Origin of the sequence: Methylobacter tundripaludum SV96 (assembly GCF_000190755.2) — a bacterium.
GTDB lineage: Bacteria > Pseudomonadota > Gammaproteobacteria > Methylococcales > Methylomonadaceae > Methylobacter_A > Methylobacter_A tundripaludum.
Map to the genome: position 1 here is coordinate 857,936 of NZ_JH109153.1, position 22,249 is coordinate 880,184.

Annotated in this window: 21 protein-coding genes; 16 read left to right on the forward strand and 5 right to left on the reverse strand. The window is 46.2% G+C overall.

Features of this window, described 5'->3' with window-relative positions; genetic code table 11:
• Positions 1-100: 100 nt before the first annotated feature.
• Positions 101-1,459, reverse strand: a complete 1,359-nt coding sequence (locus tag METTU_RS16640; protein WP_006889238.1) for an IS1182 family transposase — start codon at positions 1,457-1,459, stop codon at positions 101-103.
• A 708-nt stretch (positions 1,460-2,167) separates the two neighbouring features.
• Here METTU_RS16640 and METTU_RS16645 point away from each other — a divergent pair.
• From METTU_RS16645 to METTU_RS16655, 3 genes are read left to right on the forward strand one after another with little or no spacing between them, the layout of a single operon-like run.
• Positions 2,168-2,785 (forward strand): hypothetical protein, encoded by a 618-nt coding sequence (locus tag METTU_RS16645; RefSeq protein WP_006892973.1) that lies wholly within the window; start codon positions 2,168-2,170, stop codon positions 2,783-2,785.
• Positions 2,786-3,316: a hypothetical protein gene (locus METTU_RS16650; protein WP_006892974.1), complete on the forward strand. Its 531-nt coding sequence runs from the start codon at positions 2,786-2,788 to the stop codon at positions 3,314-3,316.
• Positions 3,285-3,785, forward strand: a complete 501-nt coding sequence (locus METTU_RS16655) for a hypothetical protein (protein WP_150107880.1) — start codon at positions 3,285-3,287, stop codon at positions 3,783-3,785. Before METTU_RS16650 ends, METTU_RS16655 begins: the two co-directional genes overlap by 32 nt.
• A gap of 86 nt (positions 3,786-3,871) precedes the next feature.
• Here METTU_RS16655 and METTU_RS16660 read toward each other — a convergent pair whose 3' ends face one another.
• Positions 3,872-4,546 (reverse strand): recombinase family protein, encoded by a 675-nt coding sequence (locus METTU_RS16660; protein WP_006892978.1) that lies wholly within the window; start codon positions 4,544-4,546, stop codon positions 3,872-3,874.
• Between the two features lie 153 nt (positions 4,547-4,699).
• On the opposite strand from METTU_RS16660, the gene METTU_RS16665 reads away from it, so the two are divergent.
• The 10 genes from METTU_RS16665 (at position 4,700) to METTU_RS16705 (ending at position 14,822) form a co-directional block, all read left to right on the forward strand.
• A complete protein-coding gene (locus tag METTU_RS16665; protein ID WP_150107881.1) occupies positions 4,700-4,975 on the forward strand; it encodes a RepB family protein in 276 nt (91 codons plus the stop codon).
• Entirely contained in the window at positions 4,968-5,330 is a 363-nt protein-coding gene (locus tag METTU_RS16670; protein ID WP_006892979.1) for a hypothetical protein, read from the forward strand. Before METTU_RS16665 ends, METTU_RS16670 begins: the two co-directional genes overlap by 8 nt.
• A 206-nt stretch (positions 5,331-5,536) precedes the next feature.
• Positions 5,537-6,373: a hypothetical protein gene (locus METTU_RS16675; protein WP_006892980.1), complete on the forward strand. Its 837-nt coding sequence runs from the start codon at positions 5,537-5,539 to the stop codon at positions 6,371-6,373.
• A gap of 87 nt (positions 6,374-6,460) precedes the next feature.
• On the forward strand, positions 6,461-6,628 hold the full coding sequence (locus METTU_RS23760; RefSeq protein WP_169624972.1) for a hypothetical protein: 168 nt from the start codon (positions 6,461-6,463) through the stop codon (positions 6,626-6,628).
• 181 nt (positions 6,629-6,809) lie between these two features.
• Positions 6,810-7,928 (forward strand): LysM peptidoglycan-binding domain-containing protein, encoded by a 1,119-nt coding sequence (locus METTU_RS16680; RefSeq protein WP_006892981.1) that lies wholly within the window; start codon positions 6,810-6,812, stop codon positions 7,926-7,928.
• Positions 7,929-7,978: 50 nt separating this feature from the next.
• Positions 7,979-9,031, forward strand: a complete 1,053-nt coding sequence (dprA, locus tag METTU_RS16685) for a DNA-processing protein DprA (protein ID WP_006892982.1) — start codon at positions 7,979-7,981, stop codon at positions 9,029-9,031.
• Between the two features lie 20 nt (positions 9,032-9,051).
• Entirely contained in the window at positions 9,052-9,519 is a 468-nt protein-coding gene (locus tag METTU_RS16690) for a Smg family protein (protein ID WP_006892983.1), read from the forward strand.
• Positions 9,520-9,625: 106 nt separating this feature from the next.
• Entirely contained in the window at positions 9,626-11,944 is a 2,319-nt protein-coding gene (topA, locus tag METTU_RS16695) for a type I DNA topoisomerase (protein ID WP_006892984.1), read from the forward strand.
• 247 nt (positions 11,945-12,191) lie between these two features.
• Complete coding sequence (tsaC, locus tag METTU_RS16700; RefSeq protein WP_006892985.1) at positions 12,192-12,749, forward strand: L-threonylcarbamoyladenylate synthase type 1 TsaC; 558 nt, start codon at positions 12,192-12,194, stop codon at positions 12,747-12,749.
• A gap of 381 nt (positions 12,750-13,130) precedes the next feature.
• Entirely contained in the window at positions 13,131-14,822 is a 1,692-nt protein-coding gene (locus tag METTU_RS16705) for an AAA family ATPase (RefSeq protein WP_006892986.1), read from the forward strand.
• A gap of 103 nt (positions 14,823-14,925) precedes the next feature.
• On the opposite strand, the gene serS is transcribed toward METTU_RS16705, so the two are convergent.
• The 3 genes from serS to orn all read right to left on the reverse strand — a co-directional run bounded on the left by serS (position 14,926) and on the right by orn (position 17,660).
• Positions 14,926-16,197, reverse strand: a complete 1,272-nt coding sequence (serS, locus tag METTU_RS16710; protein WP_006892987.1) for a serine--tRNA ligase — start codon at positions 16,195-16,197, stop codon at positions 14,926-14,928.
• 206 nt (positions 16,198-16,403) lie between these two features.
• Positions 16,404-17,111, reverse strand: a complete 708-nt coding sequence (gene crcB / locus METTU_RS16715; protein WP_006892988.1) for a fluoride efflux transporter CrcB — start codon at positions 17,109-17,111, stop codon at positions 16,404-16,406.
• A gap of 3 nt (positions 17,112-17,114) precedes the next feature.
• Positions 17,115-17,660, reverse strand: a complete 546-nt coding sequence (orn, locus tag METTU_RS16720) for an oligoribonuclease (RefSeq protein ID WP_006892992.1) — start codon at positions 17,658-17,660, stop codon at positions 17,115-17,117.
• An 88-nt stretch (positions 17,661-17,748) separates the two neighbouring features.
• On the opposite strand from orn, the gene METTU_RS16725 reads away from it, so the two are divergent.
• The 3 genes from METTU_RS16725 (at position 17,749) to METTU_RS16735 (ending at position 22,050) form a co-directional block, all read left to right on the forward strand.
• Positions 17,749-18,999 (forward strand): M48 family metallopeptidase, encoded by a 1,251-nt coding sequence (locus tag METTU_RS16725; protein ID WP_006892993.1) that lies wholly within the window; start codon positions 17,749-17,751, stop codon positions 18,997-18,999.
• Complete coding sequence (gene rsgA, locus METTU_RS16730) at positions 18,999-19,886, forward strand: ribosome small subunit-dependent GTPase A (protein ID WP_006892994.1); 888 nt, start codon at positions 18,999-19,001, stop codon at positions 19,884-19,886. The genes METTU_RS16725 and rsgA overlap by 1 nt, the downstream gene beginning before the upstream one ends.
• Before the next feature lie 154 nt (positions 19,887-20,040).
• On the forward strand, positions 20,041-22,050 hold the full coding sequence (locus METTU_RS16735; protein ID WP_006892995.1) for a metallophosphoesterase family protein: 2,010 nt from the start codon (positions 20,041-20,043) through the stop codon (positions 22,048-22,050).
• Positions 22,051-22,249 lie beyond the last annotated feature (199 nt).

Sequence of the window (22,249 nt, forward strand, 5' to 3'; positions counted from 1 at the left end):
TCCCCACTTAATCACGATTAAAATTTAAAAAAGTGGTTTATTGGGATTTTTAATGCCCATAGTTCTGTTTTATGGGCAGCTCAATGCTCTTTTTCCTCTCTCACCCTCTTAATACATGCATTCTTTTTAAATTCCAGCCTATACAGACTAAATTCCATTCACTTTGGACGGATTCCAGGCCTCGAAGCTGGAATTGCCTGAATCCCTGGACGTGTTTAATGATGCCAAACACGGTTTCGACAGTAGATTTTCGCTTGCCGTAGAGTGCTTTGCCCGCTTTGGTTGTTAAGCGATGGGTCATGGCCTCAACCGGCGGTAAGGTGCTTTCGCCTATTTCCGGCTGATGCTGAAACCGGGCGTCAAGGGCTTGGTTATGGCTTTGCCGCTTTTGGGCGATGTACGGTTTTATCTTTGCATCAGCACACGCCTTTACATTGGCTTGGCTGAAGTAGCCGGTGTCGGCCAACAGGTTGTCAACACTCCCCAAGCATTCCGGGAGCTGTTCCAGTTTGGCTAAGGCCGGTTCGATTTCTTGTTTGTCGTTGGTGTGTTGGGTGATGTGATGAGCAACGATCAGGTGGGTGGCAATATCAACACTGGCTTGGGCGTTATAGGCTTGTTCAAAACCATTAGGGGTCGGCATGATGCGGGACTCTTCATCGGTCAGGCTGACTTGATCTTTACCTTGAGGCGCATCGGTAGGCGCTTGGGGGGCTTTGCCGCCCATTTTCTTGCCGGTTTCACTCAGGTGTTGTTCACGCTTAGCCTGCTTTTCGTCATACTCGGCCTTTTCTTGCGCGTAACGCGCCTTGGCACGGGCCTGGATTTCCTGTTTGGCTTTGGCAATCACTGCTAAACGGTCTTGGCGGCGTTTGAGTTCCTTGGGTACATCCATGTCTTCTGGAAGCGGGGAATTGTCGGCGGCTTCAGCCAGTTTCATCAAGGTTTCAACTTCCTGTTTGAACTGGGCTTCCAGTTGATTGGCGTAATCCCAGCTCAAGGCTTTATGCTTGCTGGCATTGGCTTTAATCTTGGTGCCGTCCAGGCTCACCGTACCCAGCTTAAGCAGCCCCAAGGTTTGTGCAAGTACCAATATCTCGACAAATAGGCTTTCGATCTCTTTGCCAAAGCGCTTGCGAAAGCTGTTGATGGTGTCGTGATCTGGGTTTTCGTTGGCGCAGATGTATTTAAAGGCCATCGAGTCATGAGTGGCTTTCTCCAGTTTGCGACTGGAAAATACGCCGGTCGCGTAACCGTAGAACAGCAACGCCAACAGCATCGCCGGATGATAGGGGCGCTTTCCTTTGCCCGCATAGACGGCTGATAGCGTCCGTAAATCCAGTTGATCGACAATCTCGACAACAAAACGGGCCATATGATCTTCAGGCAAATAATCCTGAACACACGGGGGCAGAATGTAGGGGGTATCGCGATCAATCAGGATGAATTGGGTAGCCATTTTTGTTTTTTGATTTGGTGTTTCGATAGGGTTATTTTAACACTTTTTGCACTGCTAAATCCGACAGTCTCCTAGACTTATACCAGTTCACAAAGTTTTATTTGATCTTGGCTTGATAGATCATGTTAAAAACCTCAAGACGAAAGACGAAGTAGAATTATTTCCCACTTCTAAACGCAATAAAGGGAAATATGGCCCTGAGTCGTTTGGCCCAGAATCGTAATGGTGGGGAGAATATAGCGGCAATGCTGGAGTGGTTAGCCCAGATGTTGTGTTTCACTCGTTTAGGCATACTCTAACAACTTGCCTTAAAAGGAATCACGCTGATCGAGATATAGTGGCAGCTATTGATGGCCATGCCATCCCGAACATAGCGGAAAAACAATACCGTGATGGCGGCCACCGTGAGGCCGATATAGGCCCATTGGTTAAGGAATTCAATAAAATCGATTACGGATTGAAGCACCACCCTTTTAAACTTGCATAACGGTTCTATTTGCCTGAACTTGCTGGTTTATGTTCTAATTAACAACCGCAAAGAACCGCAAAGTTCATTGAACATAGAGCTTCAATGATTTTCAGAACCAAATGTTCATCTTAAATGGGCTGTTTCAGGAAACAGCAACTTACCAAAAAATGTGCGGAACGATTTTTCTAGGTTCAATTTTGTTTCGTTATTTATTTGCAGAAGATTAATTATTTAATTATATGGCTAAAATAATAGCTGATAGATCACAATTCATAGTTATCGGGGCATGGAACCCTGCAATATTGCAGGGTGAATGGTTAACTAAAGAATTTCCAGATATCACACCCAGTCCATTGAACGTTGAAATAGACATACAAACAAATAACATCCGTTTTGATTTTGATGATTTTTATTTATCACCCTCAAGCAATAGACTTGCGTTTATTCCTAAAAATGATCTTAATGAAAACACCCTATCTAGAATGTCAGTTTTAGCTAAAGGGATATATCAGCGATTAGTATTTACACCAATTTCCGCAGCGGGCTCCAACTTTTTCTTTCAATTAGATAAAGATGAAGAATTCAGTAGTGAAGAAGTCGAAAAAGTGCCAGTAATTAAGAATTTGCCTAATAACTTGGTCGACGCATCTCTAACATTCCGATCTATTAAGCATACTCTTTCTAAGAGTGATTTTAATACAAATATAATATATGAGATCAAGGGTCAAGAAAGAAGCTTAATAATTAACTTTGAGCATTCAAATTCACAAAACATAATGGAAAAAGCAGCGGAATTTTTGATTGATAATTTTAATTGTGCAAATAATTTGGCAGAAAGCCTTATTGTGAGGAATTAAATGATTGCGACCATTCCTTTGTATGATGCTCAAATAGAAACGGCAATAAACACTCCATCATTTTATGAAGTTAGTGCCCATGTTCCAGCTAAGCTAGTTAGCTTTGACCAATTACAAGACCTTACTTTCCATAGCGATCCCTCTTTAGCATATCGTAATATTGCTCTTGCCTATGATCATAGGGCTGAAATTGCTGCTGTAAAATCCAGTATTTTTGAGGATCTTATTTTTCCAGATAGATGGCTGTCTGAGGGGATTGCTAGTCCAAATTTAGCTTCAAAAAAAAAATCTTTCGAAATATGTCAGTTTATTTTTTTTCAGCGCAAAATTTTCCCTTCTAAAATAGCATCAACAAAAGAGGAAGGAATATATTTATCTTATATAGCTGACAATAAATCGTTAATTATTGAGGTCTACAATAATCTGGAAGTGGCCGCTATTGTTACAAATAACGAAAAAAAAATAATTGAGTATTCAGAAGACATCTATGGATTACAGCTTGTTGACGCAATTAAAGCCTTTAATAGTTAAAAAATATCCACTTATAATGCGTTTGTGTTGGCTTAAGCATAAGCCATCCGATTTTGATCTAAAAGATAAGTTATTTCATGCATTTAATTCTGACGATTTAGACGATAACAAGATTAATGTTAATGCGATTCGTTTTCCTGACTTTTCATGTAATTGGGACAGATTTTCCAAACCCATAAGTGTAAGAGATAGGAAAAATGGGAGTAAAAATGATGGATGTTTTTCTATAACTGCAGAAGATTCAAGGTATAAGGACATGGCCACACCTTGTCATGACCCATTAAAAGAAGAAAAAAATTATTCCCATATTGAAATAAGACAGTTAACTAAAGACGAAAATGTATTTTTTGAGCCTCCAAAAAAACGGAAGTTAGAAAAAGAAATTCAAGGCTGGTCGAGAAGCCAAAGATTAGAATATAGGATGCATCTTGTTAATCGCTTGGTTAGGGAATTTGAACCGCTTGATTAGCACCTTCAACGACCCGCGCTGCAAATCACGCATAAGAAATACCCCAGCAGACATCTATATAATTCAAATGCCTGCAGGGTGAGCCCTTAAGATGCCTTTATTCGATTTATGATTCTTTGCAATTGAACCAACGACGACCATTCACCACCCTTAGCAGTTTTAATACCTAACCGGTTCAGCTCTTCACACATGGCGCGCTGGCTTAATCCTTGCGCCTTCATACCTTCAATAACGCCCTTCAACTTACTAGCAAAATCAACAGCGGATTGCTGGCGCGCTTCAATGTTCGGCTTCAAATTTGAAGCACCAGCAGCACCCAAAACAACACCCCTCACCTTTGCCGCTTGCAATGCCGCTTTTGTCCGTGCACTGATTTTGCGCCCCTCCTCCTCTGCAACAGCCGCCTTCACATGAAGCATGAAAGGTGAATCATTGGGACTTTCGACAGAGATAAAATCAACACCAGACTCCATCAACCCAGATATAAAGTGAACGTTTCTACCCAGCCGGTCTAATACAGCGATAAGAAGCGTGGCCTTTTGTTTTTTGCACATTTCCAGCGCAGCTTTCAGTTGAGGGCGCTTTTCCAAAGCATCAGCACCTTTGCCGGTTTCTACTTCAATAATTTCCTTTATCAATTCCCATTCGCCACCGTTCAAGTAATTGTTAACAGCTTGCTGTTGCGCTTCCAGACCTAAACCACTTTGCCCTTGCTTTTGAGTTGAAACGCGATAGTAAGCAATGAATTTACCGTTTGCCATGATGACTCCCCCTTTTGACTACATTACAAGACGTTCGTTTAATTTGTAGTCAAAGGATACATCAATCCTTATATTGTGACAACACAAAAATATATAGTGACAATACAAAATATCGTGATAGTATTTAACCTGTTGAACAAATTGGAATTTATTATGGAACAGATCAAAAAAAAGGGGCGACCATCACTAAACGGTTCGCCAATGACGGCGGCAGAACGAAAACAACGCCAACGTGAGAAATTGGCGGGCGCTGGAGCCAAAACTTTCAGCATTGTTATTTCCAGCAAGACCGCTGAAATATTAGAGCGTTACTGTGAAATCACGGGAACATCGAGACTTGAACACATTTCATCACTTGCTGAGCAAGCAATTACTGAATGGGCAGCAAAACGAAACAAATTAACTAACGGAGAATCAAAAAATGACTAATTCACAATTACCACCACCCCAAGCAGTTCGTTACATTAACACTTGGTTAAGTCGCAACAATTACAGCGGGGTATTTCCAAACGATCTTGCGTTGTTGCTTGCAGAGAATCGCAGAATCACAAGAAGCCCCAACGTCATTAAGTATGGCCGCATTCCGTTCTCAAAGGATAGCAAAGGGCGAATCAGTTACCGCCTCGAAGACATTCGAGACTTGTGCAATAACGCAATCAAACCAATCTGCGAAGAACGATTGGCGATTCAACTGGCCAAAGCTGATGCAGTAGCGGCGGGGCGCAATTATTACTTCAAGCCTGCTACAGTTGAGCCAGAAGTTACCGACGAGCAGCTGGTTTAGGCTACTACACTCCATACAGCAGCGAGACTGCAAGTGAGAAAGGTTCGCATTTACGAAGTCTTAGAGAATAAGCAATATCTCGCTATACCTACCATTCACTACTCGAAGTCATTTAGAACGAATACTTATAGCTAGACAATAAAAAGCTCCCATTAGCGCAACGAACGCCGGGAGCTTCTAACAACAAAACAAGGCAATTATATCACATGGACGCAGTTGAAAAACTTACAAAACGCGGACGAACAGGTAAAAATTTCTATCGAATAAAAGCCCTTAGAAACGCATGTGCGGCAAGGGCTAGAACCCTGTCAATGAAAACCCAAAATCCGGGCTTCTTTAGTAAGAAAGATATAACCCATTTCATCAACACTTATTTCAGTGAAAAGACACCAGTTCCTTACTCAAGATTAAGTATCCTAAATAAAATTCTTGTCTGTCAGTGCTTGCTACATAACCAACCGGATGCAACAGCCAATGCTCACCCGTTTGTGTTCAGGCTATCGCCAGAACTAAACGCAATGAGCGACAGCTATTTAAGAAAAGCAATTCAGCGTAAATTGAAAGACATATTCGGAACTACTCCACTGTATTGGCTGACAACCGAATATGACAATCAGAAAGAACAATACGGGAAGCATTTGAATGGAGAAATATTGCTGCGTCCAGGAGGTCTGGAAAAATGCGAACAGGCATTTAAAGAATTGTTCGGGCTACATTGGATTAATTCTGACACAAAGAAGCCCAGAATGAACGCTGACGGCACGATAAGGCAAAAGAAAGGACTTAGGTTCGCCATAGATTTTCCAATCGAATCACGCAGGAATCAAGCGCGGTTATATGGGGAGTTTTACAGCGTATTTAACTGGGTATCATACGGAACAAAGCAATTTACCAGACGGTGGTTTGCCAGAAAATATACAAAGGAGTCGGTCAGAGGAAAAGAGTCGTTTTGTTTCATCTCGTCGGATTTAAACGAACTTTCGACACAATTTTACAACGAAAACATAAAAGTAAGTCACTGCTTACTTACTCCAACTAGCTGATTTTTAGGTATTTTTACGTATATTGTTTCACATAGTGTGTTAAGGTTGCGCCCTAACCTAACTACAACTTGGATAAAATAATAACAAATGCGAACTTTAACTATTGAACAACTGAACGACACCATTGCAGCGTCAACGATCGTATCGACAGCAAATCATGCCGGCATGTTGATTCATACGATCATGCACCCAACGTTGGGTGCAGCAACTACGGTTCAGGGTGATGACGGCGGTCTGTTATTCACCACCTTGTAACTATCAATATTTAGTGCCAAACTAATCACATCAAACGACACCATATAGGTGTCACACTTCACCAAAATAGCGAAGTTTGTAAGCCATAAAAATCAATAACTTATTTTCAGACTAGATTTCTATCTGAATTCATCTAAACTTTGAATTCAGATAGTACAAAAAGACTCGACAGGAACCCAACATGGCTTTTCGAACACTCACCGGATTGATCGTTTCTCTCCTGCTCAGCTTAAGCGCATGGGCTGATCAAATACAAATAAATCCGTCCCACCCCAATCAATATACTGTCGTTAAAGGCGATACCTTATGGGAAATATCCGGTAAATTTTTAACGCACCCTTGGCAATGGCCCGAATTATGGAGCCACAATACCCAAATCAAGAACCCTCATCTGATTTATCCCGGCGATACCCTTTATTTTTCGATGATAAACGGCAAGCCGCAGCTTAGCCTTTCCAGAAGCGACTTACCTCAGGCCCAAGCCAATCCCAATACTCCCTGCGTGCTTAAGGAAGAAGACTATAAACATGGCCGCAAAGACTTTGCCGTTTCCGAAGATGGAAAGGTACTGCCTTGCATTCGGGAAACCGACCTGAAACAAGCGATCAGGTTAATCCCTACTGAAACCATAGCGAGTTATCTGGCATCGCCCAAAGTAGTGGATGAGAATGAACTGGGCAATGCGCCTTATGTTGTCGGCTTTGCGGGAGAACATATCATTGTAGGTACCGGCGACCGTGTTTATGTGCGCTCGATAACCGAATCTAAAAACCTGTCCCACACAATTTACCGGCCGGGCAGCGCTTATATCAGCCCTGAAAACGGAGAAATTCTGGGCTATGAGGCGCAATACATTGCCGATGCCTCATTGCAACAACCCGGCGACCCGGCAACGTTGGCCATCACCAAAGCCGATCGTGAAATCCGCACCGGCGACCGGATTATGCCCAATACGGAAGAGGAACTTGCCTTAAATTACTTTCCCCGTCCACCTGAACAAAGCATCAAAGGCAGCATTCTCAGCGTACTTGGCGGCGTCTCCCAAATCGGCCGATATAACGTCGTTGTAATAGACAAAGGCACGGCAGACGGCCTTTTAGTCGGACACGAGCTGAATATATATAAAACCGGCAAGATCGTCAGAGACGATTACAGCCCGATTAAAAATGATGCCGTTAATCTTCCTGATGAAGTTGCCGGTACCCTGATGGTTTTCCGCCCGTTTGAGCGCGTCAGTTACGCCCTGGTCATGAAAGCGACCCAGGCTCTTCATGTTTTAGACAAAGTTAAAACCCCCTGAACATTACCGCACAACAATCCGAGCTCGACATAAAATACTGGCTTGCGTTATTGCGCACGCCGGGCGTCGGTTGCAGAACTTTTCTCCGCTTACTCGAAAGCCATACCCCGGCGCAGCTATTTGCGGAATCATCATCCGCATTGGGCGCCTTGGGCTTAAAAAGCGACATCGTTCATGCGCTCAGGAATCCTGACTGGACGCTTATCGACTATGACCTGAGCTGGCTGCATCAAGAAAATAACAGTGCAATCACCCTTAATGACGCAAACTATCCACTGCAATTAAAGGAAATCTCAGATCCTCCGCCCATCCTATTTGTACGCGGCAATCCTGAACTGTTATCGTTGCCGCAAATCGCCATCGTGGGCAGCCGCAACCCCTCGACTTCAGGCCTGGAAATCGCCTTTAACTTTGCCAAAACCCTGAGTCATTGCGGCTTTGTGATCACCAGCGGACTGGCTTTAGGCATAGACGCAGCCAGCCATCAAGGCGCATTAAAAGCCAAAGGTTATACGATTGCGGTGGCGGGAACCGGACTGGATCGTGTCTATCCCGCGAGACATAAAGACCTGGCCACTGAGATCGTTAACACCGGAGCGATGATCTCGGAGTTCCCCCCCGGCACAACCGCCAAAGCCAACCACTTTCCCCGACGCAACCGCATTATCAGCGGCCTGTGTCAGGGGCTGTTGGTGGTTGAAGCCGCTAAACAAAGCGGTTCGCTGATTACTGCGCGCATGGCCCTCGAACAAAACCGCGAAGTTTTTGCGATTCCCGGCTCCATTCACAACCCGCTGGCCCGCGGCTGCAATGCGTTAATCCGTGAAGGCGCAAAACTTGTCGAAACAACCCAAGATATTCTCGAAGAACTAAGTCAATATAATCAACAGGATGAGATTTTCTCCCCACTAACAATGCAATCAACACTTGACCTGGAGCAACAAACATTATTGAATCTTGTCATGTTTAGCCCAACTTCCATCGATACTCTGGTTGAAAATGCCAACGAATCTGTCGAAGTTATTTCGTCAATGTTACTGATTCTGGAACTGCAAGGTTACATAGAAGCATCCGCCGGCGGATGCTATACGAGAATAAAATAATCATAAACAACCAAGAGCCTATGAAAGAAAATATTTTTGATGTCCTGATGTACTTATTCGAAAACTATATGGAAGATGAAATTGAAATACTTCCAGACAGTGATATCGTCAGAACAGAATTACTTGAAGCGGGCTTTGAACAAATCGAAGTCAATAAAGCTTTCGACTGGCTCGAATCGCTTAGCGTGCAACGGGCAATAAAAGCATCCGTATCGCCCACATTCCGCATTTTTTGCAGTCAAGAGACAGCCAGACTGGATCTTGAATCCCGCAATCTGATTATGTTCCTTGAGCATAGCGGCATCCTGAGTTCAGCCAACCGGGAAATTGTCATCGACCGGGCCATGGCGCTGGAAAATGAAGAATTATCAATGGAAAAGCTAAAATGGATAGTGCTGATGGTATTGCTCAGCCAGCCGGATGAGGAAATCGCTTTCTCCAGAATGGAAGATATTGTTTATGACCTTATTCCAACGTATTTGCATTAAAAAATAGGCGAAAGACTAAGGGCTAAAGGCAAAAAAGAACGTACACTTTCGCCTTTAGCCCTTCGGCCTTCGTCTTTAGCCCTTCGCCTTTCACCCTTTTAAATAAATGAGTAAGAATCTCGTCATTGTAGAATCGCCTGCAAAAGCCAAAACCATAGAAAAATATTTGGGTAAGGACTTTCAAGTTTTAGCCTCTTATGGACACGTCCGCGACCTGATCCCAAAAGAAGGCGCAGTCGACCCGAACAACGACTTCGCCATGAAATACGAAGTTATCGATCGCAACCAAAAACATGTGCAAGCCATCAGCAAAGCCCTTAAAACTGCAGACACCTTATATCTGGCGACTGACCCTGATAGAGAAGGGGAAGCTATTTCCTGGCATTTGCTTGAGCTACTGAAAGAAAAAAAACTGTTGAAAGACAAGCCGGTACATCGGGTCGTGTTCCATGAAATCACCAAAAAAGCCGTCACCGAAGCCATAGCCAACCCGGAGCAAATAGCCATCAATTTGGTCAATGCCCAACAGGCGCGCCGCGCTTTGGATTATCTGGTCGGTTTTAACCTGTCGCCGCTGTTATGGAAAAAAATCCGCCGCGGCCTGTCTGCGGGTCGCGTTCAAAGCCCCGCCTTGCGCATGATCGTCGAGCGCGAACTGGAAATCGAGGCCTTTAAAACCCGCGAATACTGGACAATCGATGCCGCGTTGATGGCGCATGACCAAGCCTTTAAAGCCAAATTGACTCAATTTGAAGGCGAAAAAATCAGTCAATTCAGCATTACCGATGAAGAACTGGCCGAAAAAACCAAGCAAACCTTACTGGATGCGGCCGACGGCCAATTAATGGTCGCCAAGCTGGAAAAGAAACAGCAAAAACGCAACCCCGCCCCGCCCTTTATCACCTCGACACTGCAACAAGAAGCCTCGCGCAAACTGGGCTTTACCACCAAACGCACCATGATAGTTGCCCAGCAACTCTATGAAGGCATCGATATAGGCGGCGAAACCGCCGGTTTGATTACCTACATGCGTACCGACTCGGTCAACCTGTCGGTAGACGCTGTCGAAGAAATCCGCGCGCTGATTGCCGAAAACTACGGCGCCGAAAATGTGCCCAAAGAGCCGAGAGTCTTTAAGACCAAGTCGAAAAACGCCCAGGAAGCGCATGAGGCCATACGCCCGACATCTCCCCGGCACTTACCCAGCCAGATAAAAAGCCATCTGAGTATCGAACAGTTCAAACTCTATGAGCTGATCTGGAAGCGCACCATCGCCTGCCAGATGATTCATGCCACACTGAATGTGGTCGGCGTCGATTTAACCTGCGCCGACGGCAAGCACGTCTTCAGGGCAACAGGTTCCACGATCGCCTCACCCGGCTTCATGGCCGCCTATCTGGAAGGAAAAGACGACAGCAACGAGAGCGACGACAAAGAAAGCTTTCTGCCGCCGATGGAAGAAGGCCGCCCCGTCCAGCTGGGCGACATCAATGCCGGACAGCACTTCACCGAGCCACCGCCACGCTACGGCGAAGCCAGTCTGGTGAAATCCCTTGAAGAACACGGTATCGGCCGACCGTCGACCTATGCGTCGATTATTTCGACCTTGCAAAATCGTGAATATGTCACCCTGGACGGCAAACGCTTCTACCCGACCGATGTCGGCAGAATCGTCAACAAATTCCTGACCGAACATTTCACCAAATACGTCGATTACGATTTTACCGCTAACCTGGAAGATGAACTGGATGCGGTGTCGCGGGGAGAAAAAGACTGGGTTCCATTGATGCACGACTTCTGGAAACCCTTCACCACCCTAATCCATGAAAAAGAAGAAAGCGTCCAGCGCAAGGATGTCACGCAGGAAGCCATTGATGAAAAGTGTCCCGATTGCGGCAGTCCGCTGTCCATTCGTTTAGGCAGGAATGGCCGGTTTATCGGCTGCACCAATTATCCTGAGTGCTCCTATACCCGGAACCTGAACGATGATGGCGCCGCTAGCGACGAACCCGAAGTTGTAGAAGGCCGAGTCTGCCCCAAATGCGAATCGCCATTGGTGATCAAGACCGGACGCTACGGCAAATTTATCGGCTGCAGCGGTTATCCCAAATGCAAGCATATCGAGCCTTTGGAAAAACCGATGGATACCGGCGTCGAATGCCCGCAATGCAAAAAAGGCAACATCCTCAAACGCAAGTCACGGAACAGCAAAATATTCTATTCCTGCTCGGAATACCCGAAATGCGATTACGCATTATGGAACGCGCCGATAAAAGAAAGCTGCCCGGAATGCGAGTGGCCTATTTTGACCGTCAAGGAAACCAAACGGCGCGGCGTGGAAAAGGTTTGTCCGCAAAAGGACTGCAAATACGCAACGCCGTATGAAGGCGATCCTGCGGATGTGCAGGGGCCGAAGTCGCTTTAGCATTCAGCTCACTCGGCTGGTTCCCTTAACAAAGGACATAGCCATATTGGCACACAGCCGTCATTCCGGCAGGGATTGCCGGAATCCAGAGCACAGGGATGTGAAAATAGACCATAATTAATTTTATGTGGCTAAAGCATAATCTATCGTAGCCATCCATGGCTTCTGGATCCCGGCATTCCCTGCCGGGATGACGAGTTATATAAATACCTATACTTATAACTCAGCCCAAACCGTAAACTCAAAAATGCCCTACCACTCCCCCTTCAAAATAAAAAACGCCGTCCGTCATCTCAAAGCCGGAGCAGTGATCGCTTACCCCACAGAAGCCGTCTACGGCTTGGGCTGCGACCCGCTCAACGAAGATGCTGTGATGACTCTGCTCGAAATCAAACAGCGACCGATAGAAAAAGGCCTGATACTGATTGCCTCATCCCTGGAGCAACTGCGCCCCTACCTCGTCTTAGATAAAACCCTCATCGACCGCATAACGCCCACCTGGCCAGGCCCTGTCACCTGGGTTATTCCGGCCCAACCCTGGGTGCCGAAATGGCTGAGAGGCGAGCATCAATCATTGGCAGTCAGAGTGACCAATCACCCGATAGCCCGAGACTTGTGCGCCCAATTCGGCAGCCCGCTGGTATCCACCAGCGCCAACCCCACGACCCGGCCAGCCATCAAGGAATCAAGAAAACTGTTAAAAACCTTTGCCGATGCCGATATTTTTATCGTTCATGGCAAAGTCGGCGAGCTGGCACAGGAAACCGCTATTTATGATGCAGTGAGTGGAAAGCGGTTGCGTTGATTATAAAAACTGGGACTTAGAAGCACTGCCATACGCGCTACGATATGCCACTCAATACGGCGCAACATTTGGCTAGTACGAGGATTACAGAGTCGGTGCAATTGGTCGTGCAGCAGCTTTCTTCTGAATACATTCTTAGTTTCTGTGAGTTGTAGGGATATGCTCTCAACCTGTTTTGATATATTAATCTGGTTTTTGATGGCAATGCCATCGAAAAGCCGATTTTGCATATTTTTGGCAGTACAGTTCAAACCCTATTGGCAAACTCTTTAGCTGGAATTTGTACTTACCCCGAACTTGTAGGCTGTATACCATCATATTTGATAAATTAAACATATCCATTCAAGTACTTGCTTGTGGAATTAACCATATTTTTGAACTATGCCTACAAACATTCAAATCAAGTCATTACAACTAACAAAATTCAAACGTGTTGATATTGTCGATATTGATTTAGGAGCGACAAATGTTTTAGTTGGTGGCAACAATTCAGGAAAAAGCAGTGTTCTACAAGGAATACACTTTTCGGTGTGTGCAGCTGTCGCATCACGCCTAATTGAACGAAATACTTTTGCTCAAAGTGCACTCCTTTATTGTCCAGCACACGAATTTGTGACTCTCCGTCATGGTTCGGAATATCTTAATCAATCAAACTTCAGCCACTTGACACTCAAAGCTGAAATTGGAGGCAATGAGGTTGAATCGAAAATCAAAATATACCGAGGGAGAAATGAAGGTAACATTGGCTGTACACGTACCGGAAATGCGATACTCGGTGCAGCAGTTACAACCTCCTCCAGTCTTTTTTCTATTTACGTTCCTGGACTTGCTGGTATTCCACGCCAAGAAGAGTACAGAACTGAAAGCGTTATCCGACGTGGTATTGCTGGTGGCGATGCGAATTTATACCTCAGAAATGTTCTTTTTTTAATCTCCAAGAAAAAAAGACTAACCCAGTTGGTCGAACTGATGCAATCAGTGTTTCCACGTTTTTGGTTGTCTGTTTCCTTTAACGAGCGAGAAGATGTCTATATATCCGTTACCGTGTCTTTGACTGGGCCGTATGGGAGTAAATGGCCCTTGGAGTTATCGGGAACGGGAGTATTACAGGCGCTACAGATATTTTCATACGTAACTCTTTTTGAGCCGTCGCTTCTTTTGCTTGACGAACCAGACGCTCATCTTCATCCCGACAATCAAGGTTTACTAGCGTCAACTGTGTTGACAATCTCACTACAAACAAAAACGCAAGTAATCCTGTCGACACACAGTCGACATTTAGTTGAAGCTCTTTATGACGAAGCTAATTTTATATGGTTAAAAGAAGGGAGAGTCATTGACCAAGGTATTGGTCTGGATAGACTACCACTCCTTCTCGATTTGGGAGCACTTGATACCTTCGATAAACTTCGAGGAGGAGAAATTAACTGGGTGGTGCTAACAGAAGATAGCAAACTCGCTTTAGTGAAAACTCTTCTGGAAAGCTCTGGCTTTGATCTAAATACAGTTGCTATTTATAGCTACAAAACCTCAACAAATATTCAATCTGCACTTGCTTTGTGTGGATTTATTAAAGACGTGGTGCCCATGACGCATGTCATAATTCATCGAGATCGCGACTTCATGACCGATCAAGAAGTTAAACTCGTTCAAAAAAACATAATTGAGGCTGATGCAATTCCATTCATTACATTACACAGTGACCTGGAAGGATATTTTTTAGATTTAGCGCATCTCGCGATGCTTCTCGACAAAGACGAAACTGAAATTAAAGAGTGGCTAGATCAGTTAGCGGCTTCTATTCATAATAAACTTCAACACAGTTATACGAGAAAACGTGACCAGATAAAGCAATCGCTCTACCGCAAAAACCCAGACGAATGCCCTGAAACAATTGACCTAATCGGTGATGATATACCTCTAGATCCATCAAAACGCCTTGGGAAAACAATGCTCAAACTTGTTCGGTCATCAATGAATGGAATGTTCGGAAAAAACGTGAACCCAATGGCACCTTCGGATGCGTTGAAATGCATCGAATTACAACAAATTTTTGAAGAATATACAGAATAATCGCGAACGATGTGATGTGCACCACTTTTTCAGCACATCCGACAAAACCCCTCAAGGCAAATAAAAACATCACGGACGAGGTGCACACCTCGTCCGCACAAAACTATCCAATAACTTCCAAACCGCCCATATAAGGACGCAATGCATCAGGAATATGGATGCGTCCTTCTGCATCCTGATAATTTTCCATCACCGCAATCAGGGTTCTGCCCGCCGCCAGACCGGAGCCGTTCAGGGTATGCGCCAACTCGGGTTTGCCGGTTTCCGGGTTACGCCAGCGCGCTTGCAGACGACGCGCCTGAAAGTCTTTGAAGTTGCTGCACGATGATATTTCCCGATAAGCGCCCTGCCCCGGCAGCCAGACTTCCAGGTCGTAGGTCTTGGTCGATGAAAAGCCGGTATCCCCTGCACATAACAACATCTTGCGGTAAGGCAGGTTTAGTATTTTTAAAATCGCTTCCGCGTGACCGGTTAACTGCTCATGAGCCGCCGCCGAATCTTCCGGCTTTACGATTTGCACGATCTCGACTTTTTCAAACTGATGCTGACGGATCATGCCTCGCACGTCGCGGCCGTATGCGCCAGCCTCGCTACGGAAACAGGGGCTGTGGCAGACGAATTTAAGCGGCAGGTCTTTGGCGTCGATGATCACGTCCCTGACGATGTTGGTAACCGGCACTTCGGCGGTGGGAATCAGGTATAAAGCAGGATCATCGTTGGCCTTGAACAAATCGGCTTCAAACTTGGGCAACTGGCCGGTGCCGCGCAAGCTGTCGGCATTGACCAGGAAAGGCACGTAAGTTTCGATGTAACCGTGTTCGGTGGTATGCGTATCGAGCATCAGCTGGATAATGGCCCGTTGCAAGCGCGCCAGCGGCCCGTTTAACACCACAAACCTTGCGCTGGCGATTTTGGCGCCCAGCTCGAAATCCATGCCTATCTTTGCGCCTAAATCGACATGGTCTTTGGGCTCAAAATCGAAACTAGGAATTTCGCCCCAGCGGCTGATTTCGAGATTGTCGTCTTCGCTCTTGCCGTTCGGCACGCTCTCATCAAGGAGGTTGGGAATGCCTTCCATCAAGGCGGTCATTTTTGCCTGAATGTCGGACAATTCGGTTTCCGCGGCTTTCAGCTCGTCGCCCAAATGCTGAACCTGATCCAACAGCGGCTGTACGTCTTCGCCTTTGGCTTTGGCGATGCCGATGGCTTTAGAGCTGCTGTTGCGTTCGTTCTGTAATTCCTGGGTTTTAACCTGGATGTCTTTGCGCCGGGCTTCCAGCTCGGAATAATACTCAGGGTTAAAATCGAATGAACGCCTGTTGAGTTGTTCCTTAACAAAATCAAGCTCGGTTCTGAATAAGCGGGGATCTAACATGATTGCGTAGTTACCTTTAATAAAATTGTGTAGTTGACTTCGCGCCGCTGGAGCGGCGCAGACTGCATTCCCACGCCGGAGCGTGGGAACGATAATCCCCCCCCTAGCCCCCCCTTTTTCAAAGGGGGGGGGCTAGGGGGGCTGTGTGTGGACTATGCTGCTGAGCTAATTGGCCTCCCCCTTTGTAAAAGGGGGACTGAGGGGGATTATATCTGCCTGCCCACCAGCAAGCCCATCCAAATCACCGAAATACAAATCAAGCTGTTGCCGACAAACGTACCCAGCATTAAATTCAAATGGGCGTCGAATGAAAACCCATGCTCTACCAAAAACAGCAATAGATATAAACCGGACAGGGTTAGAAAAATACCTACCATAACCACCGTCAGTACGACACGGTATTCCACGGCTAGCGCCACTTTGTGCAATAAAATAGTCGCGATGATGCTGATCAAAAAAGCGCCTATCGCGTTGATGGTCATCAACGCATAAGGAATCATGCCGCCCGACCATTGGATAACGCCGTCAGAATAATAAAACAAGCCTCTGCCGCACAGCAATCCGAGCCAGATCGCAAATATGCAGGCCATAACGCTGGTGAATATATTCAGCGCCGCTTTGGTTAAATTGCCCTGCTCTATCAGGTAAAACGTTTCCAGCGAAAACGTGGAGAAAGTAGTAAACGCCCCGATAAAGCCGATTAATATGGCCGCCCTGTATTCGAAGGTGATGGTGAGGCGTTGCTGCATCAACGATTCGGTCAGCAAGCCGAGCATAAACGAACCGAGCACGTTGACGACTAAGGTGCCATACGGAAAGCCGCGCCCCAGCCACTGGTAAATGCCCGAGGACACCAAGAACCGAATCACCGCCCCGAACGATCCGCCCAGCGCAACCGCAAGAATTTGATTCATAGGCTAGAACCTGATGAAGTGCTCGCGGTAATAACGCAGCTCTTCGATAGATTCGATAATATCGTCCAGGGCCTGATGCGTGGACGCTTTTTTAAAGCCCTCTTTTACCTGCGGCGCCCATCTGGCGGCCAGCTCTTTAACCGTTGAAACATCGATATTGCGATAATGGAAATATGCTTCCAGTTTGGGCATGTAGCGGTACAAAAAGCGCCTGTCCTGGCCGATGCTGTTTCCGCAGATCGGCGAGGTGTTTTCCGGCACCCATTGCTTTAAAAATTCAATCGTTTGCCGTTCCGCTTCCTCTGCATCGATAGTGGAAGCCTTGACTCGTGCGATTAGGCCGGATTGTCCGTGGTGATGCTGATTCCACTCGTCCATTGCCCCCAATGCCGCATCGGACTGATGCACGGCCAGCACCGGACCTTGGGCCAGAATATTCAAGTCTTTATCGGTAATGATCGTAGCAATCTCGATAATCAAATCGTTGTCAGGATCCAGCCCGGTCATTTCGAGGTCTATCCAGATAAGGTGCGATGGGTCCTGCGCCATTTGTCGATTCCATTGTATATAAGGGGGCGGTTAGTGTAGCATTGGCTAATCTGTACGTCTAACTCTTAAACATTGAAGAATCCCGCTTATGAATAGCTTTACGATCGTCTTTTTAATCGCGCTAACCCTTTCTTTTTCTGTCCAGTTTTGGCTGGCTAAGCGACACGCCGGTTACGTTGCCAAGCACCGCGACGCCGTGCCTGAAGCTTTCAAAAACACTGTCTCGCTGGAAGCCCACCAAAAAGCGGCCGACTACACATTGGAAAAAAGCAAGCTGGGCGATATAGACAGCATCATCGGCGTTATCCTGCTGTTAGCCATGACCCTCGGCGGCGGCATCAATTTCGCTTTCGAATTTTGGGCGGCAACAATCACCAGCCCATTGATTGCAGGCTTGGCCGCTGTTGCCAGCATTTTCCTGGTCATGACGCTGGTTGAAATCCCCACCAGCGTCTACCAAACGTTCGTGATTGAAGAAAAATACGGTTTTAACAAAAGCACCCCGCAACAATTCATCAAGGACCAACTGCTGCAACTGGTTTTGGTCACCGCTATCGGCATGCCTTTGCTGGCTTTAATCCTGTGGGTCATGGACAGCATCGGTTCGCTGTGGTGGTTATGGGCCTGGGGCATATTGATGGGCTTTGCGCTGCTGATGAGCTGGCTCTTCCCTACCGTGATCGCGCCGTTGTTCAATAAATTCACCCCGATGGAAGAAGGCTCGCTAAAAGACCGGATTCAGGGCTTGCTTGCCCGTTGCGGCTTTAGCAGCCAGGGCATATTCATCATGGACGGCTCCAAGCGCTCGGGCCACGGTAACGCCTACTTCACCGGCCTCGGCAGCAACAAGCGCATCGTGTTTTTCGATACCTTGATCAACTCATTGGAGGATGAAGAACTGGAAGCGATACTGGCTCACGAACTGGGACATTTCAAGTGCAAACACACGATCAAGATGCTGGTTGCCAATGCCGTTATGACCCTGATCAGTTTTGCGATTTTAGGCTGGCTGATCGACCAGCAATGGTTCTACAACGGGCTGGGCGTGGAACAACCCTCGCATGCCGCCGCCCTGTTGTTATTCATGCTGGTGTCCTCATCGTTTACCTTTTTCATGCAGCCGATCAGCGCCTATTTTCAACGCAAATTTGAATTTGAAGCCGATGATTTCGCGTCAAACCACGCCAAAGCCGAAAAACTGGTCAGCGCCTTGGTCAAGCTGTTTGAAGAAAACGCCAGCACCTTGACGCCGGACCCGTTGTACTCGGCGTTTCATTACAGCCACCCGCCAGCGGCTATTCGTATTGCAAATTTAGAATCCAAAATACGCCCCGCGTGATGGCTGAGTTAATTGAAGGACTGGTCATCTCCCATTTAGGCCAAGGCATTGCTGTTGAACATGACGATAAGATTGTGCTTTGCCAAACCCTGCGACGGCTTGAAACCGTCGCAGTCGGCGATCGGGTTTTATGGACGCAATCCTCGCCCGACCAAGGCCGTATAGAACAAATCCTGCCCCGGCGCTCGTTATTAATGCGCCCGTCCAGAAACGGCAAGGTTCGCCCGGTTGCCGCCAATATCGACACCGTTTTTGTCGTCTTTGCGGTCGAGCCTTACTGCGATTTTTTGCTGATCGACCAATACTTGGCGATTTGCGAGAACCGCAATATCGATGCGGCGCTGGTGCTGAATAAAACCGATCTGGCTCAATCGGCCGGTATTGAACAGGAACTGCTGGACTATACCAACCTGAGCTACGCACTGTACCGGGTCAGCGCCACAGCGGCATCGGGACTGGATGAACTAAAGCGGGCTTTAAAAGATCAAGTCAGCATTTTGGCCGGGCAATCCGGCGTCGGTAAGTCATCGTTAACCAATGCGATCATTCCCGACAAGGAACTGAAAACCAACACCATCTCGGAAACTACCAAACACGGTCGGCATACCACCACGGCGGCAACGCTGTATCACATGAATGAAGGCGGCGATTTGATCGACAGTCCCGGCGTTGCCATTTTCGGGCTGGCCGGTCTTTCCGAACCACAACTGGCTTACGGCTACCGCGAATTTCAGCCGCTAATCGATAAATGCCAGTTCAAGAACTGCCGTCATTTGGTTGATAAGGGATGTGCGGTGCGCGTGGCTGCGGAAAACGGCGATATTTCAATGACGCGGTATCAGCGGTTTTTAAAGCTTAGAGAGAAGATGCCGACAGCGCATACCTGATAAAAATTCGCCAAGAAGAATGACTCGCAGGCGGGAACTTGCTGTAACCAATAAGCCACCTCTGTTGAGATAAAGAAGTTGTATCCCTTTGACTGTAAAAATAATAAGATGTTGATTCTGTTGGTTTACTCTTTATTATCAATAAGGTGGAAATATGACTACATCATTACTCGCTGGACCTATTTTACGACGCGCCACACCAAACCGTGTTTGCGTGTGGTTTGCTACCACTGAGCCGGCTCACTTAACACTGCAAGTTATTTCAAAAAATGGCACCGTGCTGGGCGAAAGCACTCAAAATGATTATTGCCGATTAGGTCAAAATCTATTTGTGTACTTGGCACAGGCTCGCTGCAATGACCCTGAGCATCCCTATCCGGCGGATACTTTTCTTTATTACCGGCTTGTTGATACTGACACTGCCAAGCCTTTGGACTTATCGGCATTAACTTACGATAAATCAACGCCGCACCCAAAATTTTTTATTCCCGATGCATTGCGGCAGCTGTTACACGGCAGTTGTCGTAAACCGCATGGCGGTAGGAACAGCCCCGATGCACTGAGTTATGGCGATAGCTTATTAGAATCAACGCATGACGATTTGGCTAACCGCCCCGCCGTGTTGCTGCTGACGGGCGATCAAATTTATGCAGACGATGTTTCCATTTCCGTGCTGGCGATGTTGAAAGAAAAAGCCGCCGCACTCATAGGGAGACCTGAATTACTGCCCTATGACAAAGACTCTAAGGGACAAATAATCCATCAAGATTCACAAAACATTCCTGCACATGGACGAAAAAGTTTCCTCAAAGCGTATAAATCCGGCTTTACTTCCGAAAAATCCGAAAATCATTTGCTGAGCTTTGGCGAATTCGCCGCCATGTATATTTACGTTTTTGGTAATGCTGAAGATTGGAGTCCTGCAAGCACTTGGGCATCATTGGCCCCACAATTCACTACAGGCACTAAAGAAGCCAAAAAAGCCGAACAGGCATTTACCGAACAACAAACTGCCGTTGGTATCTTCCAGTCAACACTCCCCAATGTGCGCAGGCTGCTGGCAAATATCCCTACTTACATGATATTTGATGATCATGATGTCACTGATGATTGGAATATTACCAATACGTGGTACGACGAAGTTCGCAGCTCACCGTTAGGGCAACGTATTGTTGCCAATGCGCTGGCTGCATATTGGGCGTTCCAGGGCTGGGGTAATGATGCCGATAATTTCGATAAAGACTTACAGCTAACAATCAGTCAATATTTGCTGGATGCTACAAATAGCCCGGACATCAACGAGCGTTATGACTTACATACCTGGAAACATAGGGGCTGGGGTTTTTCGGTGCCTACCAATCCGCCTATTATCGCCATTGATTCACGTACACAGCGGATGCCGACTTTGGATAGTTATTTACCCGTGTTACTGGATCGCTATGCCCGCGACTGGCTGCGCGTGGAATGGGCGAAACTGAAAACAGGTCAAATCATTTCCACTGATACTTGCCCTATTTTTATTGCTACCACGCCCGTGCAGGGATTTTTTGCGTTAGAGGGCTTACAAAAAATCGCTTACTGGCTTATTTCATATTTAGAAGGCTACAAGTACATAAAAATATTTGAGGAAATAATCAGTGAACAAGGTTATTTCACAAAGAAAATCATTGCCTTCGTCGATATGGAAGCCTGGACATCTAACAAGCAGAGTTTTCTAACGTTAATGGATTGTTTAAGCCAGGACATACTGATTAAACAATGCGTTTTTCTTTCAGGAGATGTGCACTATTCCTTCAGTGCAATGGGAAAGTACATTGATGCACAAGGAGTAAACAAATTGCATTGTTATCAATTAGTCAGCTCTTCCTTGAAAAACATCCCCGCCGACAAACAACTTCGGGGTATAGAAACCGCCAGCCAATTTGGTAACGGCAGCACTAAACATGCTAATAAGCTTAAGGAACTGTTTCCTTGGCTACCTATTGCTTCATGGGAAAACTGGGTGCATCTGCTCTTACCCACAAACTCAAAACAACGCGTTCATCCTGAATGTAATTTAGGTTTGGTGAAATTCGAGAACGGAAAGCCCGCACAGCATACTTTGCTAAACAGCGAACAAATTGTGTATTCCTTGCCTGATTGTAAGACCTTCACAATGCCCTAACGATGGGCTATAGAGCATTTTGCCGAATCCTTCAGACGCTCCCTCGCCGGCGTGAAGGAACGAGATAAAGATTATCTGTGGCAAACAAAGTCATATCTACTTACAATACACGGTTTTGTTAGTCTTTTCGGCAACCTTTTAAGTACAGATAAAGCCATTTTTCAGGCGGCCTGTATGAACAAACGATCTAATCAAACAC

Excerpts from the sequence above, each read along its gene's own strand:
- METTU_RS16640 (WP_006889238.1), bottom strand. The coding sequence starts at position 1,459 with ATGGCTACCCAATTCATCCTGATTGATCGCGATACCCCCTACATTCTG.
- METTU_RS16645 (WP_006892973.1), top strand. The coding sequence starts at position 2,168 with ATGGCTAAAATAATAGCTGATAGATCACAATTCATAGTTATCGGGGCA.
- METTU_RS16650 (WP_006892974.1), top strand. The coding sequence starts at position 2,786 with ATGATTGCGACCATTCCTTTGTATGATGCTCAAATAGAAACGGCAATA.
- METTU_RS16660 (WP_006892978.1), bottom strand. The coding sequence starts at position 4,546 with ATGGCAAACGGTAAATTCATTGCTTACTATCGCGTTTCAACTCAAAAG.
- METTU_RS16665 (WP_150107881.1), top strand. The coding sequence starts at position 4,700 with ATGGAACAGATCAAAAAAAAGGGGCGACCATCACTAAACGGTTCGCCA.
- METTU_RS16670 (WP_006892979.1), top strand. The coding sequence starts at position 4,968 with ATGACTAATTCACAATTACCACCACCCCAAGCAGTTCGTTACATTAAC.
- METTU_RS16675 (WP_006892980.1), top strand. The coding sequence starts at position 5,537 with ATGGACGCAGTTGAAAAACTTACAAAACGCGGACGAACAGGTAAAAAT.
- METTU_RS23760 (WP_169624972.1), top strand. The coding sequence starts at position 6,461 with ATGCGAACTTTAACTATTGAACAACTGAACGACACCATTGCAGCGTCA.
- METTU_RS16680 (WP_006892981.1), top strand. The coding sequence starts at position 6,810 with ATGGCTTTTCGAACACTCACCGGATTGATCGTTTCTCTCCTGCTCAGC.
- METTU_RS16690 (WP_006892983.1), top strand. The coding sequence starts at position 9,052 with ATGAAAGAAAATATTTTTGATGTCCTGATGTACTTATTCGAAAACTAT.
- topA (WP_006892984.1), top strand. The coding sequence starts at position 9,626 with ATGAGTAAGAATCTCGTCATTGTAGAATCGCCTGCAAAAGCCAAAACC.
- tsaC (WP_006892985.1), top strand. The coding sequence starts at position 12,192 with ATGCCCTACCACTCCCCCTTCAAAATAAAAAACGCCGTCCGTCATCTC.
- METTU_RS16705 (WP_006892986.1), top strand. The coding sequence starts at position 13,131 with ATGCCTACAAACATTCAAATCAAGTCATTACAACTAACAAAATTCAAA.
- serS (WP_006892987.1), bottom strand. The coding sequence starts at position 16,197 with ATGTTAGATCCCCGCTTATTCAGAACCGAGCTTGATTTTGTTAAGGAA.
- crcB (WP_006892988.1), bottom strand. The coding sequence starts at position 17,111 with ATGAATCAAATTCTTGCGGTTGCGCTGGGCGGATCGTTCGGGGCGGTG.
- orn (WP_006892992.1), bottom strand. The coding sequence starts at position 17,660 with ATGGCGCAGGACCCATCGCACCTTATCTGGATAGACCTCGAAATGACC.
- METTU_RS16725 (WP_006892993.1), top strand. The coding sequence starts at position 17,749 with ATGAATAGCTTTACGATCGTCTTTTTAATCGCGCTAACCCTTTCTTTT.
- rsgA (WP_006892994.1), top strand. The coding sequence starts at position 18,999 with ATGGCTGAGTTAATTGAAGGACTGGTCATCTCCCATTTAGGCCAAGGC.
- METTU_RS16735 (WP_006892995.1), top strand. The coding sequence starts at position 20,041 with ATGACTACATCATTACTCGCTGGACCTATTTTACGACGCGCCACACCA.